The following is a 16210-nucleotide window of genomic DNA, read 5'->3' on the forward strand; positions in this document are numbered from 1 at the left end:
CGATGAGCGATGAGCGATGAGCGATGAGCGATGAGCGATGAGCGATGAGCGATGAGCGATGAGCGATGAGCGATGAGCGATGAGGAAATTTTAAGATTTTCTATCTACAAAAAAAAGTGGACTTAAGTCCACTTTTTTTGTGTTGATCAATAACCGAATTACAATTAATTTTTTCTAGGTTTGATATTTTAATCTATATAGCCTTAAAAAACAACCTAAGCCACAATACCTTCCATATACTCTTTCAGTATTCCTACTACATAATCCAGTTCTTCTTTTGTATTATAAATAGAAAAGCTGAAACGTAAACTCGGTTTATTCAAATCTTCTTCTGTTAGGACACTAGTTAAAACGTGAGAACCTTTTTGAGAACCACTCTGGCACGCACTTCCTTTAGAACAAGCGATACCTTTTAAATCCATGGTAAATAAAAGCATCGCGGCTTTATCTGCAGGACAAGGTAAACATACATTTAACAAGGTGTAAGTACTCTCCTTATGATCTCCACAATTACCATTAAACTTAACACCAGGAACGTGTTTTTCTAACTGTTCTTGAAAGTAATTCTTAAGACCTAAAATATAAGCACGATCTTCTTCTAGGTTATCATAAGCCATTTTTAAAGCCAGATCCATACCTACTATATTATGCACACTTTCTGTACCTGCTCTTATACCTCGTTCTTGAGAACCACCTAAAATAAGTGGTTTTAAACCTGTTCCTTTTCTTATAAAAGCAAATCCAGTTCCTTTAGGTCCATGGAATTTATGAGCCGACACTGCTGTAAAATCTACTGGCAACTTACTTAAATCCATTTCATAATGACCTATCGATTGCACACAGTCGCTATGAAACAACGCGTTGTGTTTTTTACACAGCTCTCCTACTCTATCTATATCTAGTTTATTTCCTATCTCATTATTAATGTGCATTAATGAAACTAGTGTTTTCTTATCGCTAGACGCTAGCAATTGTTCTAGATCTATATAATTAGGCGTTCCACAATCTTTAAGTTTTACATGAGCTACCTCTGTACCATATTTTTCTTTACAATAATCTACTATATAAAGAACCGCATGATGCTCGATAGTTGTCGTTATAATGCGCTCCACACCTAGATCGCGCACACAACTATGAATAGCTAGATTATCTGCCTCGGTACCACCAGAAGTGAAAATAATCTCGGCAGCCGTAACATTTAATTGAGCAGCAATATTCTTACGAGCATTTTCAATAAGGGACTTTGCACTACGTCCAAAACTATGGGTAGAACTAGGGTTTCCATGAACTTCTGTCATCACCTCGGTCATTCTTTGAATAACCTCTGGTCTTAATTGTGTCGTTGCAGCACTATCTAAATACACTTCTCTCATAGCACAAAAGTAATTTTATTTATAATAAAATTTGCACTTTAGCGCTTTAATATGATTGAGTACTTTTGCAGATATGAAAAAACTACTATTCCTTATAATTCCTACAGTTTTACTAGGCTGTGATGATGGAGACATTATTACTAACGACTTTGATTTTGAAGATGCTAGTGTAGAGACCTGTGAACCAACAGCTTCTTCTAGCAATACAAATAATTTTGTTTTTTATAAAAATGAAGACACAAATTTTGAAAGTCTGGTTTTACAAATTTTAACTAGTGATGATATTCTAAACGTAAATGATGAATATGGACCCTATGAGATAACTGGCAGTAATTCATTTGAATACCGTAAATTCAACGCTGCGCCAGGTAATGATTATTACTGCAACAGCATACCGCCTAGCACACCTACAGTAACTGAGGTATTTAATGCCATAGGTGGAGACATTTATATAGAAACATCTACACGTAGTGATGATGATAATGATGGAATCCTATCTGAAGATGAAGGAATTGAGTACGACCTTAATGGAAATATTGATTTTCTTGCCAGTAGAGATTCCGATGAGGACGGCATACCAAACTTTATAGATATAGATGACGATGGTGATAATGTACCTACTCGTCAAGAGGGTGTCGCTTTTAATAGCGACGGCACAATAGACATGGCAAACAGTACAGATACAGATGCTGACGGCACACCAGACTATATGGATGAAGACGATGACGATGATGGAGTTCTCACAAGAAACGAAAGTATAGATGGTAATCTAAACCCAACAGATGATTTTGCAATAGGTGCCACAGAACCTAATTACAAAGTATTCTCTAGCACACCAGCAGAGGCTAGTCCATTAATAGAAGAATACATCCCACATACCATAGAACGCATCACACAATTGCACATCACCATAGCAGGTCTTACCTTAACTAACGGTAATGTAGAAATAATTGAAGATGATTATGACTTTGGTAATTATAGAACGGACGCCATTATATTAACCTGCACACCAGCATTTCCAGGCACTATGGGTTCTGGTGTATGTATATTTCAGTAGCACCTTTTCCATATTTTTGATAATCAGCATCATAAAACTTGATCTGACTGTATCGTTGAAAAAGAAAATTGAGCTCTTCTTTAAGCACTCCTTGTCCCACACCGTGTATAAAAACTAATTTAGGCACACGATTTTGAATGGCCCATTCTATCTTGTGCCTCGCCGTATCTACTTGTAGATTAAGCTTATCATAAGCATCCATGCCACGTTCTGACTTTACTAATTGGTGTACGTGTAGATCTATTTCTACAGCAGGAATAAAAGCTGCTTTTTTTCTAGAAACCTGTCTTACTTTAGATTTCTTAGGCGCAGGTTCTTCTTTAGGAGTAAAATTTGAAACTTTGAATGACCTGTCTAAAATCAACTCACTAGAATTATAAGTAATTTCTATATCATCGTCGGTTAAGATGGTTATTTGTTCCGCTTTCGCGAAAGCTACCACACCACCAAATTCATCGTCCAGAACCAGCACTCGATCTCCTTTTTGAAACTGATGCATGGACTACTCTTCTTCTTCAGATAAATGATCATCTTTATGCTCCACCCAATGGGAACTGGCACGATATGCACCGAACATGATAAGAATTACTCCAAAAACCTTAAATAATACGTTTGCGTCCTCATTTATAATGGTATAGAGCAATAAAATCGCACCTGAGAATATCACAAAACCGTTGATTAACTGTAAAAAGCTGCTTTTAATCGGCATTTTCTATATTTAGTCTGATTAATTGTAACAAATTTATAAACTTATTTAAAAGGCCCTAACTTTAAGAACATTAATTTTATTTTTGTATTATTAAAGCACCGATATTATGAAAAACATTATAAGTTTATTTTTAGTAAGCTTTGCCTTTCAAATGGCAACAGCACAAGTATGGGTTAAAGGTGATAATTTTATTTACTCAAAGGGCACAAACATCTTTGTTAAAAATAAAATTAATTTAGATACTGATTCTAAGTTTTACCTTAGAGAAGAGGCTCAGTTAATACAAGATGATGATGTACCTAACGAAGGTGCTGGAATCATTTCTGTATTTCAAGAAGGAACCACAAATAGTTACACTTACAACTACTGGTCTTCTCCAGTAAGTGATCAAACTACAGGAACTGGTAACACAGGTTTTTTAAATTCACAAATCAAATACCCTACAACAGCAGCAGGTACTAATACAGATAATACCATTACCGCTGACGACTCACAAATTCTGGACTTCAGCATACGAGATGGTGAGTCTGATGATGCTACTATAGGTGGTAGCCCGTTAAAAATAGCTGGTAGATGGTTATACACATATGAAAGTGGTGGCAACCCTGCTACAGGCTATGCTGGATGGTCTATTTTTAATGGAGCACAAAACACACCAGCTGGTCAAGGGTTTACTATGAAAGGTGTTAATGAAATCGCAGGAGGATCTGCTAACTACAATGGTGGACAACGTTATGATTTTAGAGGTAGACCTAATAATGGTACTATTAACCTACAGATAGGAAATGATAACGCAACTCTGGCTGGTAATCCTTATCCTAGCGCTATAGATTTAAAGCGTTTTATAGAGGTTAATGCAGCACATACCAGTGGTAATGATGTGAAAATGGATCCATGGGTAGAATTTTGGGAATCTCAAGTAGAAACTTCACACTTACTTACTTCTTACCTAGGTGGTTATGCAAGATATGTACCTATGGGCTTTAATCCTGGAACTGAAAACGGCTATGCTAATAGCGGTACTTATCTAGAACCTATCTTTAGAAGAACAGATAATGATGGTAATATTATAACTAGTGGGACCTCAACTTCTGCTGGTGGGATTACTCCACCTGGAACACAGACTTCTTACACTGGACCAGGTACTGATGGAAGAAGAAGGTATGCTGCTATAGGTCAAGGTTTCTTTATTTCTAGAACTAACACAGATATTCCTTTTACCGCTACATCTTTTGAACAAGCTCGCACTCCATTTATCACAGCTGGTAGCGCTGTACCTAGTGGGCTAGGAGAAACAGTAGAATTCAATAATTCAATGAGGTTTTTTCAAAAAGAAGATGGTAACACATCTGTATTTAAGTCTGCTCCAGTTAATGGTAACCGTTTAAATAGCGATGCTGCAACACAAATACCAAAGATGATTATAAATGTAGTACCTAACGGACTTTACGCTAGACCTCTTAATTTTGCTTTTGACAACAGCACCTCACAAGCATATGATTATGCATGGGAATCTCCTTTATCTGGAAGAGTTGACACAGATGCTTATATTAAAATAGGTGCTCAAGGTGAATATGGTCTTTCTTCACAAGCATTTGATGAGAACATGGCTATACCCATAGGTGTCGAGGTTGGGAGTTCATTTACTGCTCCTATCGACGTAGAATTTGAATTAGCTTTCTTAATTAACTTTGATCCTAATGAAGTTTATCTTCATGATAAAACAACAGAGGTGTATCACGATTTAAAATCAGGAAACAAAACTTTATTAATTGCGCCAGGTCATTATACAGATCGTTTTGAAGTAACATTTAAAAACACTTCTAGTGCATTGAGTAATGAAATTGAAGATACTAATTTTGATATTTTCCAAAACAATGGAAGCAAAGAATTAACGATACTTAATCCTAACTTAGAAGATGTAGCAAACATCGCTTTGTATGATCTTGCAGGAAGACAAATCTTCTCTAACAAGCCTGCATCTACAGAAGGTAGTTACAGTTTTGAAACAGCATCACTATCTAGCGCTATTTACATCGCAAAGGTGACTACTGTAAAAAATAAAGAAATAGCTATTAAGGTGAGTATCTCAAATTAATATGAAATCATTTCTCATAGATGATAGCTGGATGCTACCCTGTATGAGTAAACAATTAACAGGAATGGACTGTCCTGGATGTGGAATCCAGCGGTCCATTTCTTTTTTACTCAAAGGTGACATCATAGATTCCTTTTTAATGTACCCAGGTCTCTATCCAGGTATGTTTTTATTCTTTTTTCTCATATTTGATTGGTTTAAAAACGTAAAGCATGGAGAACAAATTAAACTATGGGGTACTATACTTACCATAGGTACTATTCTCACTAGTTATTTTATCAAAATGGCAATTCATTAAAAAAATATTGTAACATTGTGATTAAATAATCAACTAACTATACATATCAAATTAACCAAATCATGCAAAAATTAAATACAACACTTGTTTACATTCTTTCAATAGTAGGATTCTTATGCTGCTGTTTTTGGGGACTAGGTCTTCTTTCCTCTATAATCGCTTTTGTAATTGCGACTAAGGAACTTAAAAAATACGCTGAAAATCCAAATGATTATGTCAACGGACCAGCAATGAAAACAGCAAAAACTATAGCATTAATTGCTATTATTGTTTCTGGATTGGTTTCGGCTTACCAAGCTTACACTTATTTATCTACAACAGATGAAGAACGAGCACTTCAAGAAGAGCAAGCAAGAGAACAATTAGAAGAAATGGGAATTGAATTACCTTGGTAGTTCTTTTAAGAATTTTATTCAAAAAAGGGAAAGCTAACGCTTTCCCTTTTTTTTTGTTTTAAATCTCGATAGAATAGAACATTAGAATATTAAAAATTGCGAACTATTGTAAAAGCAACAACAAGAGCAAAAACAGATAGTACTAGATACTTATTATTGATCCATCTTCTAAAACTGTGATCGCGTAGACTAGGAATCCATTCAAAAACTCCAACTAATATACCAAATGGTAACAGCAAAAAAAGCAAAGGATTATAATTATATGCCTTTATAAAATCACCATTTAACAAAGAATGTATGGCGCGTTGAGAACCGCATCCTGGACAGTCATATCCTGTAACATATTTACTAGGACATTGTGGGTAAAAACCAACTTGCTCTGGATTATAATTTTTAAACAGAAAAAAAGCGGTGCCTAATAAAATTATGGCACCGCATATAATAAGTATTTGTTTAAAATTTTTGATCATTAATAACCTCCATCAGCAATAGCCCCTAGAACAAAAATAAAAAAAGTAAGGATTAGAACCACAAAACCAGTAACAGCAGCAGCAATTACCCAATTTTTTGCTGTATTACTAGCTTTTATTGCTCCTTGAAAATCACCTACTCTATGTTTACTTTCTACTTGAGAACTATAAATAATAGCGATAATTCCAAAAATTTGACAACACAGTATAGTCACAATAATAGATTCTGCTAACCAGGTTTTAGGCGCTGGCCCATAATTATCACCTTGGTTAAACTGTTGTTGTTGAAATTGGTTTTGAGGTTGGTTAGATTGATCCATCTATTCAAATTCTTTTAAAGTTTTAATAATAATTGCAATACACTCATCTAACTGTTCTTTAGTCATTACGAGTGGTGGCGCAAATCTAATAATATTACCGTGAGTAGGTTTTGCTAGCAATCCATTGTCTCTTAATCTTAAACAAATATTCCATGCCGTCTTACTATCTTCTGTATCATTAATAACAATAGCATTTAAAAGACCTTTACCTCTTACTAGAGTTACCGTGTCTGTAGTAACGATATATTTATTAATTTCAGTTCTAAAATAATTACCTAACGCACGAGCATTTTGAATTAACTTTTCATCCTTAACCACTTCTAGAGCAGCCATTGCTACTGCAGCTGCAACTGGATTACCACCAAAGGTAGAACCATGCTGTCCAGGCTTAATAACATTCATCACTTCATTATCTGCAAGTACTGCACTTACAGGGTAAGCGCCACCAGATAATGCCTTACCTAATATCAACATATCAGGACGTGCATAAGTTGCCTCCTGACGCTCACAATGCGCATCACAACTACAGTCACCACATACCGCCAGTAAACCACCAGTTCTTGCGATACCAGTCTGTATCTCATCTGCTATAAATAAAGCATTGTATTTAGTACAAAGATCACGAGATGCTCTCATGAAATCATCATTAGGAGTAAAAACTCCAGCCTCACCTTGTATAGGCTCTACTAGAAAACCAGCTATATTTTCTTCTTGCAGTGCTTTTTCTAGAGCTGCAGTATCATTGTAAGGTATTTTTATAAATCCAGGTGTATAAGGTCCAAAGTTCTTACGAGCATCTTCGTCATTAGAAAAGGAGATAATTGTAGTCGTACGACCATGAAAATTATTTTCACATACTATAATTTTTGCAGCATGCTCCTCTACCCCTTTTTTCTCATAAGCCCACTTACGTGCTATTTTTATAGCAGTCTCTACCGCCTCAGCACCAGTATTCATAGGCAACACCTTATCAAACTTAAAATACTCTGTCATGTATTTTTCATACTGACCTAATTTATCATTATGAAATGCTCTAGATGTAAGCGTTAATGTTTGCGCCTGCTCATTCATAGCATTTACAATCGCAGGATGACAGTGACCCTGATTTACCGCACTATAAGCACTTAAAAAATCATAGTATTGCTTTCCATCAACGTCCCATACATAAACGCCTTCTCCTTTTTCTAATACTACAGGTAAGGGATGGTAATTATGCGCTCCATGTTTATCTTCTAGATCTATAAAATGTTGTGCTTTACTTTCTTTAATCATGCTCATTGCGGTGCTATTTTTATCGTTTGCCGCAATTTAATCATTTCGATTATAGAATTAAAATTAAAACATCTAAGAATTTATCAATCTCGCAAGAATCATAGCTTAACTTAAATGCTTAAAGATTCTGTAAAAACAAGGAATTACGTTAATTTTACCACCTATGTCAAAACGAAGAAGAAGAGCTCAAAAGACCTTTGAAAATGTACCAGTGGTAGATGCAGGGGCAAGAGGTAAAAGTGTTGCAAAAACAGAAGAAGGAGAAGTAATTTTCCTAACAGATGCTGTACCAGGAGATGTGGTAAACATACAGACGTTTAAGAAAAAGAAATCTTTCTATGAAGGTCGCGTTACAGAATTTATTGAATTAAGTGACAGACGTGCGCAGCCTGTTTGTAAACATTTCAACACATGTGGTGGTTGTAAATGGCAACACATGACTTATGAAAGTCAGTTGTATTTTAAACAAAAAGAAGTTGCAGAAAACCTAAGAAGAATAGGTCACCTAGATCTTCCAGAGATGACTCCTATCGCAGGGTCCTCTGAGCAATACCACTATCGCAATAAGATGGAATTCAGTTTTTCTGCAAACCGGTGGTTGACCCTAGAAGAAATTCAAAGTGATGTAGAAATAGAAGACAAAAAGGCGCTAGGTTTTCACATACCAGGAATGTGGGATAAAATTTTACACCTAGAGGAATGTCATCTACATCCTAAAATAGGAGAAGATATTAGGTTGAGTGTGCACGCTTTCGCGAAAGCGGAAAACATATCCTACTTTAACCCAAGAGAAAAAACAGGAACATTAAGAACATTAATGTTGCGTATGTCTTCTACCGGTGAGAACATGGTAGTTATCCAGTTTTTTGAAGATAATGAAGCACAGAGAATTGCTTTATTAGATCATTTAAAGGAAAACTTTGCAGAAATTACGTCATTGCAATACATTATAAATGAAAAAGCAAACGACACGATTTATGATCAAGATGTGATATGTTATAATGGCCGCGATCATATTTTTGAAGAGATGGAAGGTTTACAGTTTAAAATTAACGCAAAATCTTTTTATCAGACTAATAGCAAACAGGCTTATGAACTGTACAAAATAACTAGAGATTTTGCAGGATTATCTGGAAAAGAACTCGTTTACGACCTTTATACTGGAACAGGGACTATCGCGCAATTTGTTGCTAAAAAAGCAAAGCACGTTTTAGGAATAGAAGCGATACCTGTCGCTATAGAAGATGCAAAAACTAATGCATTACACAACGGTATAGAAAACACAACATTCTTTGCCGGTGACATGAAAGAAGTGTTTACTCAAGAGTTTATAGACGAGCATGGACAGCCAGATGTAATTATAACAGACCCACCTAGAGACGGAATGCATAAAGATGTGGTAGCACAACTTATACAGTTAAGTGCACAACGCATCGTTTATGTAAGTTGCAACAGTGCAACACAAGCACGTGATCTTGCGTTACTAGATGAAAAGTATTCTATAGTAAAGGTGCAACCGGTAGACATGTTCCCACAGACACACCACGTAGAAAACGTAGTTTTACTAGAGCTTAAAGGATAAAAAAAATATCATGAAAAATATTTTCACCATATTAATCTTGCTCTTTATTGCAGTCTCTTGTAAAAAAGAGCAGGTTAGAGAATCTAACGACATAGAAATACTCACATTTTCTAATGATGACGCATCTACATTTATTGATGAAATAGTGGCCAATGCAAAGGGTAAAGTTATTTACATAGATAACTGGGCAACATGGTGCGCACCTTGTAAGGCAGAGTTTACAGCAGCATCACCTGCGTTACATGAAAAATTCAAAGAAGATGTAGAATTTATCTACCTATGCCACGCAAGTAAAGAAGCCACATTCTTACCTTCTATAGAAGAATATAATATAAAAGGAAAACATTATTTTCTTACAGATGAACAAGGTTCTGTTGTACAACAACAATTAAATTTACTGGGATTCCCAACGTATACCATTTTTGATAAAAAAGGAAATCAGGTACTATCTGACTATATACACAGACCTAGTTACGGACCTACGTCAGATATTTTAGAAAAGTTGATTAATGACCAGCCTGTAGACAAGACTCCTAGCACTCCTTAATTTTATGAAAATATTTTCTAACATTTTTTTAATCCTATTGCTCGCCGTGGTATTAAATGGTTGTGAAAAAGATGATTTGTGCACAACAGACCAGGCAGTAACACCCAGGTTAGTTATTGAATTTAGAGACGTGCTCAATCCTCTTGATTTTAAAGCTGTAGATCAAATACAAGTACAAGAAATAGGCAGTACAGAACCAGCACCACTAGACAGTAATAATTCTACTATACTTACCGACGTAGAAACCATCTCTATCCCTTTACGCACAGATAGTAATAGAACTAGTTATGATTTTATCTTAACTGAAGACGGCGCTATAAACTCTGACAACATAGATTTTAATTACATCATAGAAGAAGAATATGTGAGTAGAGCTTGCGGTTTCAGAGTTATCTATAATAACCTAGTCGCTGTTCTTACCTCAGAGACTAGAGGAACACAATGGATCAACAGTACCGTAATTGTAGAAAATGAGATAACTAATGATACACAAGACATACATGTTCAAATACTTCATTAGCATACTAGCCATACTTACTTTTTTTACCAGTAACGCACAAGGTAAAAACGAGATAGAAAAAGACAGCGTCGTCTATAAGAAATCTTATGGCTTGCGTGCTGGAATCGATCTTGCAAGTTTAATAAGAACAGCACTTGACGATGAGTATAAAGGATTTCAAGTACTAGCAGATTACCGACTAAGCGATAGACTTTACATAGCTGGAGAGCTAGGCAATGAATCTCTAGACAGAATAAGCCAAAGTGTAGATTATGAAACGTCAGGATCATTCATTAAAGCAGGTGTAGATTACAATTTCTATCAAAACTGGCTGGACATGGATAACATGATTTACGGTGGTGCAAGAATAGGATATGCTACCCTATCACAAACCTTAAACCGTTATGATTATAATATAGAAAATGATTACTTCCCTGTTTTTACTAACCCTGTAGATCGAGAGTTTAAGGGGCTACATACGGTCTGGTTAGAGATACAACTAGGTTTAAAAGTTGAAGTAATGAACAACCTATACATGACAGCAAATTTTCAATTAAAACGACAGGTAATAGAAAAGACACCTGTTAATTTTGACAACCTCTATGTCCCAGGATACGGTAGAACCTTTGACACTGGAAAAATAGGCGTAGGATACTCCTATGGAATCATGTACAGAATTCCTTTTTTTAAAAAATAAATTACATTTTTTTTAAACATGAAAAAGCCTCTCCATAACTAGAGAGGCTTTTTCTTTGTATAACAACAGTAATATTTACTCTTCTTCTAGAGCACTTAACATATCATTACCATGAAGTAAGTTATACCATTGTAATACTTTTTTAATATCACTTGCATAAACACGACCTTCATCATAATCTGGCAGCACCTCGTTAAAATAATTTTCTAACTCTTTTTTACTACCCTTGTGATTAATTGCCGCACCATTAGACTCCTTTGCTGCTATCTTTTTAAAAACTTCTTTTAAAGGTATTTCTTTAGAATAAGTATAAATAGAAATATCCTTAAGAACACTTACATTATGACTAATTCCTACTATAGAAGTTTTGTTATCTAATAAAGATTCTACTACAAAACCGCTCTTTGCTTTACTCTTTAACTGGTATAAACCTGACTTACCTGTTATGGAAAGTATATTATCTAAACTCATATTTTTCTTTTTTAACGGTGGCAAATATATATAATTACACTTTACCCTAACTATTACTTTAAGATTTCAACATTTCTTTGTGAAATCTGTCTAGAACTACCTTCTTCCCTTAACTTCAGGAAAGCGCATTCTATAATCTACATTAGTTTTTCCTTTGGAGATATTAGATAACTTTCCTTTTATCAATCTTTTTTTAAGACTTGAAATTTTATCTGTAAATAGAACACCTTCTATATGATCATACTCGTGCTGTATCACACGGGCTATTAATCCATTATATGTTTCTGTATGTTCTTTAAAATTCTCGTCTTGATAACGTATAACGATCTCTTCCTGACGGAAAACATCTTCCCTAACATTAGGAATACTTAAACACCCTTCATTAAAAGCCCATTCTTCACCATTTTCTTCTAGTATTTCAGCATTTATAAATGTCTTTTTAAATCCATTTAACTCCTTTGCTTCTTCTGGACTAAGATCTGGATCTTCTGAAAATGGAGTTGTATCTACTAGAAAAAGTCTAATAGGCATTCCTACTTGTGGAGCAGCTAGACCTACTCCACTAGCGTTATACATTGTTTCCCACATATTATCTAGAATCTCTTTTATTTGAGGATATTCAGATGTAATATCTACTGCCTTTTTTCTTAAAACTGGATCGCCATATGCGACTACTGGTAAAATCATAATAAATGATTAGTTGTTAATATTTAATGATTAATGATGAGAGCATTTACATATTTTTTTTGGGCAGTCTTACGACTTGCTATAAATATTGCGGTTAATTCTTTAAACTCTTTGATTAACGATACTGATTTTTCAAAACTAAATAGTTTTTCATCAACTGCAAATTGAATCCTAAAATCGCACTCATCAACTTCTTCTATACTGATACTTAATTTTGCAACAAATGACTTCGTTGAAATCGCCACACAAGCAGCTCTATAATTTACAGCTGTAGATGTAAAACATCTAATCAACTGACCTTTTACATGATTACCTAAAGTATGATTAGGTAGTAATAAAGCTAGTTTAACGTAGCGATGTGTAAACTTTTTACTACGCAATTTAAGCCCATTACTCATGTATAATTTTTCTTCACAATTAAATAATTAATCATTTATTACGGTCCATATAACTTTGCAATATGATAGTCGCTGCTATCTCATCTACTAACGCTTTGTTCTGGCGTTGTTTCTTTTTAAGCCCACCACTAAACATGGCTGCATGTGCCATTTTTGAAGTAAAACGCTCGTCTTCTCGTTCTATTTTCACATCAGGAAACAGCTCTTGTAATTGAACTGTGTACTTTCTCAACCATGGCCCTAACTCACTATCTGTATAATCCATTTGTTTAGGCTCACCTAAAACTATGGTTTCTACATCTTCCTTTTTGAGATATTCTTGTAAAAAAGAAGTTAAATCACGTGTTGCAACCGTAGTAAGACCAGATGCAATAATTTGCATAGGATCTGTAACCGCTATTCCTGTTCTTTTTTTACCGTAATCTATTGCTAGTAATCTTGCCATATATATTGCAAAAATAACCAAATCAATAAGTATGCCCTAATATGCCACCTTCAAAGTCAGAATTCAAAGAGCTAGCGATTATATTTGTAAAAAAAACAACACCATGGATCAATTGAGAAATGTTATAGAAAATGCATGGGATGATCGTTCCCTTCTAGAAAACAAAGTTACTAAAAACGCTATTAGAGAAGTTGTGGACATGCTAGATCGCGGTACATTGCGTGTTGCACAGCCTACAGAAGATGGATGGCAGGTAAATGAATGGGTTAAAAAAGCCGTAGTTCTTTACTTCCCTATTCAAAAAATGGAAACTATAGAATGCGCTCCATTTGAATATCATGATAAAATACCTCTTAAAACGGGCTATGCAGATAAAGGAATACGCGTTGTACCTAATGCAGTAGCTAGACATGGAGCTTATATCTCTAAGGGTGTTATCCTCATGCCTTCTTATGTCAACATAGGTGCACATGTAGAAGAAGGTACTATGGTAGATACATGGGCTACTGTAGGTAGTTGTGCTCAAATAGGTAAAAACGTACACTTAAGCGGCGGTGTAGGAATAGGCGGTGTTTTAGAACCTCTACAAGCAGCACCAGTGATTATAGAAGACGGTGCATTTATAGGTTCTCGATGTATCGTTGTAGAAGGCGTACACGTAGAAAAAGAAGCTGTTCTAGGCGCAAATGTTGTTCTTACTATGAGTACAAAAATCATAGACGTAACTGGTGATAAACCTGTAGAGATGAAAGGTCGTGTACCAGCACGTTCTGTAGTGATACCTGGTAGTTATACTAAAAAATTTGCCGCAGGTGAGTTTCAAGTGCCTTGTGCATTAATCATAGGTAGACGTAAAGAAAGCACTAACAAAAAGACGTCATTAAATGATGCTCTACGTGAATATAATGTAGCCGTATAGTGCGTATATTACTCATTCAATATAAGATGCTAGGTGATGTACTTACCAGTACTATAATAGCAGATCAGCTCAAGATTATTTATCCAGACGCACATCTGGACTATCTAATTATCGCTCATGCCGGTGCTCTAGTGGCACATCACCCAGCTATTGATAACTTAATAAAAGTAACCAAGTCAGATTTTGAGAAAATGAGTTTTATAATCTCGCTTTCGCGAAAGCTGAAACACAATAAATACGACCTTCTCATAGATGCTTATGGAAAAAATAATAGCGCCGTGCTATCTCTTTTATCTAGAGCAAAACAAAGAATAGGTTATAAAAAATGGTTCTCCAGACTTGCCTATACTGATGCTGTAAAGAATATTCCAAACTCCTCTATATATAAAGCTGGCATAGCACTAGGCAGCCGCATGCTGCTTACCACACCTTTAACTAGCGATGTGCAATGGCATTTAAAACCTCAAATATATCTCAAACCAACTGAAAAGACTGAAGGTGAAAAATGGCTTTTACAGTCTGGGATAGATCTTAAAAAATCACTTACTATGGTGAGTGTATTAGGAAGTAGTACAAATAAGACTTTACCATTTACCTCCATGGCAAAGGTGCTCGATAATTTTGTAAACCAGACTGGCTCACAATTACTTTTTAATTACATACCTAGTCAGAAAAAGGATGCGCTAGCTATATATAATACCTGCTCCATCACTACTCAAAAACACATCTTTATAGATGCATTTGCGCCTAGTATTAGAGATTTTGTCAAAATTTTATCACACTGTACAAGTATTATAGGTAATGAAGGTGGCGCTATTAATATGGGCAAAGCACTAAACATACCTACGTTTGCTATATTCAGCCCATGGATTAATAAAGCATCATGGAATATTAGTGAAGATGGCAAAAAACACATCTCTGTACATTTACAAGATTATTTACCAGAACTATATAAAAACTCCTCTCCTGGAAACATGAAGTCTCAAGCCATGGAATTATACCAGCAATTTGACACAGAGTTGATGTTTCCCAATTTAGAGAAATTTATTGAAGAAAATTATTAATTAATAATAGTTTTAAAATCTATTTACTGTCCTTCACAATTCCAAAAGGTGTAAAATCTTTCTTCTCCGTTCTAGTAGCTTTTCTTATTGCTCTATTTTTATCTATAGATTCTTGATTTTTATAACCACGAGCGTGATCTAAGTGCAAACAGATAGCGCTATAACGTATTTGTTTAGATTTAATGCCTAAATTAAATAGACGCTCACCCAGCTCTCTATCCTGACCACCGTACTGCATGCGCTCGTCAAAGCCATTTACTTTTTTGAGATCTACCAGCCAGCCACTAGAATTGTGCCCGTTCCAACTGGCATTAGTCGGTGTTATGTTTTCCATAATCTTTGCGGTAACAAATCCAGATGTTAACTTTTGGGTCTTATAAGATTTAGGCAGTCCTTTACTAGTTAACCACTTAGCGTCAAAACATCGTTGTGTAGCGATATCTTCTTCGGTAATATTTTGAGAAAGTTCTAATGGCAATTTATAATAACCACCAGAAAGGAAATAACCATGCTCACGACGCTCATAGTGAATCTGCAAAAAGTCTTCTCTCGCGATACAATCACCGTCAGACATGACCACATATTCTGCATTACAGGCAGATAACGCTTTATTTAAAATCATACTTTTTTGAAAACCATTATCTTCATGCCATACATGTATGATTTTCTTAGAGCTTTTCTCACTATATTTCTTTATAAATTCTTTAGTCTCATCATTTGATCCATCGTCTGCAATAACTATTTCAAACTGTCTAAATATTTGATGCTCATAACTCCATAAGGTTTTTTCTAACCATGGAATAGAGTTGTATGTACTTATTACTACCGATATTGATGGATCTTTAATCATAAAATAAAAAATAGCATTCTGATTTTGTACAAATTTAATCATATAAGATGGGTTATTAA

Annotated in this window: 21 protein-coding genes; 10 read left to right on the top strand and 11 right to left on the bottom strand. The window is 35.1% G+C overall.

Translation table 11 applies throughout. The features are described from left to right. Positions 1–215 precede the first annotated feature (215 nt). Positions 216–1373, bottom strand: a complete 1158-nt coding sequence (locus tag Q0838_RS03400; RefSeq protein WP_298951299.1) for a cysteine desulfurase family protein — start codon at positions 1371–1373, stop codon at positions 216–218. 73 nt (positions 1374–1446) lie between these two features. Between Q0838_RS03400 and Q0838_RS03405 the strand changes: the two genes are divergently transcribed. Next, a complete protein-coding gene (locus Q0838_RS03405; protein WP_298951301.1) occupies positions 1447–2430 on the top strand; it encodes a hypothetical protein in 984 nt (327 codons plus the stop codon). On the opposite strand, the gene Q0838_RS03410 is transcribed toward Q0838_RS03405, so the two are convergent. Then, positions 2399–2929 carry a Smr/MutS family protein gene (locus Q0838_RS03410; protein WP_298951304.1) on the bottom strand — a complete coding sequence of 177 codons (531 nt, stop codon included), beginning with the start codon at positions 2927–2929 and terminating at the stop codon, positions 2399–2401. The two genes, Q0838_RS03405 and Q0838_RS03410, sit on opposite strands and share 32 nt — an antisense overlap. Positions 2930–2932: 3 nt before the next feature. Then, positions 2933–3139 (bottom strand): hypothetical protein, encoded by a 207-nt coding sequence (locus Q0838_RS03415; protein ID WP_298951307.1) that lies wholly within the window; start codon positions 3137–3139, stop codon positions 2933–2935. 106 nt (positions 3140–3245) lie between these two features. Between Q0838_RS03415 and Q0838_RS03420 the strand changes: the two genes are divergently transcribed. The 3 genes from Q0838_RS03420 (at position 3246) to Q0838_RS03430 (ending at position 5930) form a co-directional block, all read left to right on the top strand. Next, complete coding sequence (locus Q0838_RS03420; protein ID WP_298951309.1) at positions 3246–5237, top strand: T9SS type A sorting domain-containing protein; 1992 nt, start codon at positions 3246–3248, stop codon at positions 5235–5237. A 1-nt stretch (position 5238) separates the two neighbouring features. After that, entirely contained in the window at positions 5239–5535 is a 297-nt protein-coding gene (locus Q0838_RS03425) for a DUF2752 domain-containing protein (protein ID WP_298951312.1), read from the top strand. Between the two features lie 62 nt (positions 5536–5597). Beyond that, positions 5598–5930, top strand: a complete 333-nt coding sequence (locus Q0838_RS03430) for a CCC motif membrane protein (RefSeq protein ID WP_298951316.1) — start codon at positions 5598–5600, stop codon at positions 5928–5930. Between the two features lie 89 nt (positions 5931–6019). Here the strand turns inward: Q0838_RS03430 and Q0838_RS03435 are convergent, their stop codons facing one another. From Q0838_RS03435 to rocD, 3 genes are read right to left on the bottom strand one after another with little or no spacing between them, the layout of a single operon-like run. Beyond that, positions 6020–6400 carry a DUF2752 domain-containing protein gene (locus Q0838_RS03435; protein WP_298951319.1) on the bottom strand — a complete coding sequence of 127 codons (381 nt, stop codon included), beginning with the start codon at positions 6398–6400 and terminating at the stop codon, positions 6020–6022. Next, complete coding sequence (locus Q0838_RS03440) at positions 6400–6720, bottom strand: CD225/dispanin family protein (RefSeq protein WP_298951322.1); 321 nt, start codon at positions 6718–6720, stop codon at positions 6400–6402. The genes Q0838_RS03435 and Q0838_RS03440 overlap by 1 nt, the downstream gene beginning before the upstream one ends. Beyond that, a complete protein-coding gene (gene rocD, locus Q0838_RS03445; RefSeq protein ID WP_298951325.1) occupies positions 6721–7998 on the bottom strand; it encodes an ornithine--oxo-acid transaminase in 1278 nt (425 codons plus the stop codon). 157 nt (positions 7999–8155) lie between these two features. Between rocD and rlmD the strand changes: the two genes are divergently transcribed. The 4 genes from rlmD to Q0838_RS03465 are packed head-to-tail and all read left to right on the top strand — an operon-like array spanning position 8156 to position 11317. Continuing rightward, positions 8156–9574 carry a 23S rRNA (uracil(1939)-C(5))-methyltransferase RlmD gene (gene rlmD / locus Q0838_RS03450; protein WP_298951328.1) on the top strand — a complete coding sequence of 473 codons (1419 nt, stop codon included), beginning with the start codon at positions 8156–8158 and terminating at the stop codon, positions 9572–9574. Between the two features lie 10 nt (positions 9575–9584). Beyond that, positions 9585–10121, top strand: coding sequence for a TlpA disulfide reductase family protein (locus Q0838_RS03455; RefSeq protein WP_298951331.1), 537 nt, complete (start codon positions 9585–9587; stop codon positions 10119–10121). A gap of 4 nt (positions 10122–10125) precedes the next feature. Then, positions 10126–10641, top strand: a complete 516-nt coding sequence (locus Q0838_RS03460; RefSeq protein WP_298951334.1) for a DUF6452 family protein — start codon at positions 10126–10128, stop codon at positions 10639–10641. Next, a complete protein-coding gene (locus Q0838_RS03465; RefSeq protein WP_298951337.1) occupies positions 10622–11317 on the top strand; it encodes a DUF6048 family protein in 696 nt (231 codons plus the stop codon). Before Q0838_RS03460 ends, Q0838_RS03465 begins: the two co-directional genes overlap by 20 nt. A 75-nt stretch (positions 11318–11392) precedes the next feature. Here the strand turns inward: Q0838_RS03465 and Q0838_RS03470 are convergent, their stop codons facing one another. The 4 genes from Q0838_RS03470 to ruvX form a co-directional block, all read right to left on the bottom strand. After that, a complete protein-coding gene (locus Q0838_RS03470; protein ID WP_298951340.1) occupies positions 11393–11788 on the bottom strand; it encodes a DUF5606 domain-containing protein in 396 nt (131 codons plus the stop codon). Between the two features lie 96 nt (positions 11789–11884). Beyond that, positions 11885–12475: a peptide deformylase gene (gene def, locus Q0838_RS03475; RefSeq protein WP_298951343.1), complete on the bottom strand. Its 591-nt coding sequence runs from the start codon at positions 12473–12475 to the stop codon at positions 11885–11887. A gap of 23 nt (positions 12476–12498) precedes the next feature. Beyond that, entirely contained in the window at positions 12499–12873 is a 375-nt protein-coding gene (locus Q0838_RS03480) for a four helix bundle protein (RefSeq protein WP_298951346.1), read from the bottom strand. Positions 12874–12904: 31 nt separating this feature from the next. Next, the gene (ruvX, locus tag Q0838_RS03485) at positions 12905–13318 is read right to left on the bottom strand and encodes a Holliday junction resolvase RuvX (RefSeq protein WP_298951348.1); all 414 of its coding nucleotides are present in this window, start codon (positions 13316–13318) and stop codon (positions 12905–12907) included. Positions 13319–13421: 103 nt separating this feature from the next. Between ruvX and Q0838_RS03490 the strand changes: the two genes are divergently transcribed. Together Q0838_RS03490 and Q0838_RS03495 are read left to right on the top strand one after the other, a co-directional pair. Beyond that, positions 13422–14237 carry a 2,3,4,5-tetrahydropyridine-2,6-dicarboxylate N-succinyltransferase gene (locus Q0838_RS03490; protein ID WP_298951351.1) on the top strand — a complete coding sequence of 272 codons (816 nt, stop codon included), beginning with the start codon at positions 13422–13424 and terminating at the stop codon, positions 14235–14237. After that, entirely contained in the window at positions 14237–15301 is a 1065-nt protein-coding gene (locus Q0838_RS03495) for a glycosyltransferase family 9 protein (protein ID WP_298951354.1), read from the top strand. The genes Q0838_RS03490 and Q0838_RS03495 overlap by 1 nt, the downstream gene beginning before the upstream one ends. A 19-nt stretch (positions 15302–15320) precedes the next feature. Here Q0838_RS03495 and Q0838_RS03500 read toward each other — a convergent pair whose 3' ends face one another. After that, positions 15321–16151, bottom strand: coding sequence for a glycosyltransferase (locus Q0838_RS03500; RefSeq protein WP_298951625.1), 831 nt, complete (start codon positions 16149–16151; stop codon positions 15321–15323). Positions 16152–16210: the final 59 nt, after the last annotated feature.

The sequence above is a fragment of the uncultured Nonlabens sp. genome (genome assembly GCF_947495285.1).
Classification (GTDB): domain Bacteria; phylum Bacteroidota; class Bacteroidia; order Flavobacteriales; family Flavobacteriaceae; genus Nonlabens.

What these genes read in the sequence shown, in the direction of transcription:
- rocD (WP_298951325.1), bottom strand. Translation starts at nt 7,998, where the DNA reads ATGAGCATGATTAAAGAAAGTAAAGCACAACATTTTATAGATCTAGAA.
- def (WP_298951343.1), bottom strand. Translation starts at nt 12,475, where the DNA reads ATGATTTTACCAGTAGTCGCATATGGCGATCCAGTTTTAAGAAAAAAG.
- Q0838_RS03455 (WP_298951331.1), top strand. Translation starts at nt 9,585, where the DNA reads ATGAAAAATATTTTCACCATATTAATCTTGCTCTTTATTGCAGTCTCT.
- Q0838_RS03410 (WP_298951304.1), bottom strand. Translation starts at nt 2,929, where the DNA reads ATGCATCAGTTTCAAAAAGGAGATCGAGTGCTGGTTCTGGACGATGAA.
- Q0838_RS03415 (WP_298951307.1), bottom strand. Translation starts at nt 3,139, where the DNA reads ATGCCGATTAAAAGCAGCTTTTTACAGTTAATCAACGGTTTTGTGATA.
- Q0838_RS03465 (WP_298951337.1), top strand. Translation starts at nt 10,622, where the DNA reads ATGTTCAAATACTTCATTAGCATACTAGCCATACTTACTTTTTTTACC.
- Q0838_RS03435 (WP_298951319.1), bottom strand. Translation starts at nt 6,400, where the DNA reads ATGATCAAAAATTTTAAACAAATACTTATTATATGCGGTGCCATAATT.
- Q0838_RS03470 (WP_298951340.1), bottom strand. Translation starts at nt 11,788, where the DNA reads ATGAGTTTAGATAATATACTTTCCATAACAGGTAAGTCAGGTTTATAC.
- Q0838_RS03400 (WP_298951299.1), bottom strand. Translation starts at nt 1,373, where the DNA reads ATGAGAGAAGTGTATTTAGATAGTGCTGCAACGACACAATTAAGACCA.
- Q0838_RS03480 (WP_298951346.1), bottom strand. Translation starts at nt 12,873, where the DNA reads ATGAGTAATGGGCTTAAATTGCGTAGTAAAAAGTTTACACATCGCTAC.
- Q0838_RS03440 (WP_298951322.1), bottom strand. Translation starts at nt 6,720, where the DNA reads ATGGATCAATCTAACCAACCTCAAAACCAATTTCAACAACAACAGTTT.
- Q0838_RS03420 (WP_298951309.1), top strand. Translation starts at nt 3,246, where the DNA reads ATGAAAAACATTATAAGTTTATTTTTAGTAAGCTTTGCCTTTCAAATG.
- Q0838_RS03500 (WP_298951625.1), bottom strand. Translation starts at nt 16,151, where the DNA reads ATGATTAAAGATCCATCAATATCGGTAGTAATAAGTACATACAACTCT.
- Q0838_RS03430 (WP_298951316.1), top strand. Translation starts at nt 5,598, where the DNA reads ATGCAAAAATTAAATACAACACTTGTTTACATTCTTTCAATAGTAGGA.
- Q0838_RS03405 (WP_298951301.1), top strand. Translation starts at nt 1,447, where the DNA reads ATGAAAAAACTACTATTCCTTATAATTCCTACAGTTTTACTAGGCTGT.
- Q0838_RS03425 (WP_298951312.1), top strand. Translation starts at nt 5,239, where the DNA reads ATGAAATCATTTCTCATAGATGATAGCTGGATGCTACCCTGTATGAGT.
- rlmD (WP_298951328.1), top strand. Translation starts at nt 8,156, where the DNA reads ATGTCAAAACGAAGAAGAAGAGCTCAAAAGACCTTTGAAAATGTACCA.
- Q0838_RS03490 (WP_298951351.1), top strand. Translation starts at nt 13,422, where the DNA reads ATGGATCAATTGAGAAATGTTATAGAAAATGCATGGGATGATCGTTCC.
- Q0838_RS03460 (WP_298951334.1), top strand. Translation starts at nt 10,126, where the DNA reads ATGAAAATATTTTCTAACATTTTTTTAATCCTATTGCTCGCCGTGGTA.
- ruvX (WP_298951348.1), bottom strand. Translation starts at nt 13,318, where the DNA reads ATGGCAAGATTACTAGCAATAGATTACGGTAAAAAAAGAACAGGAATA.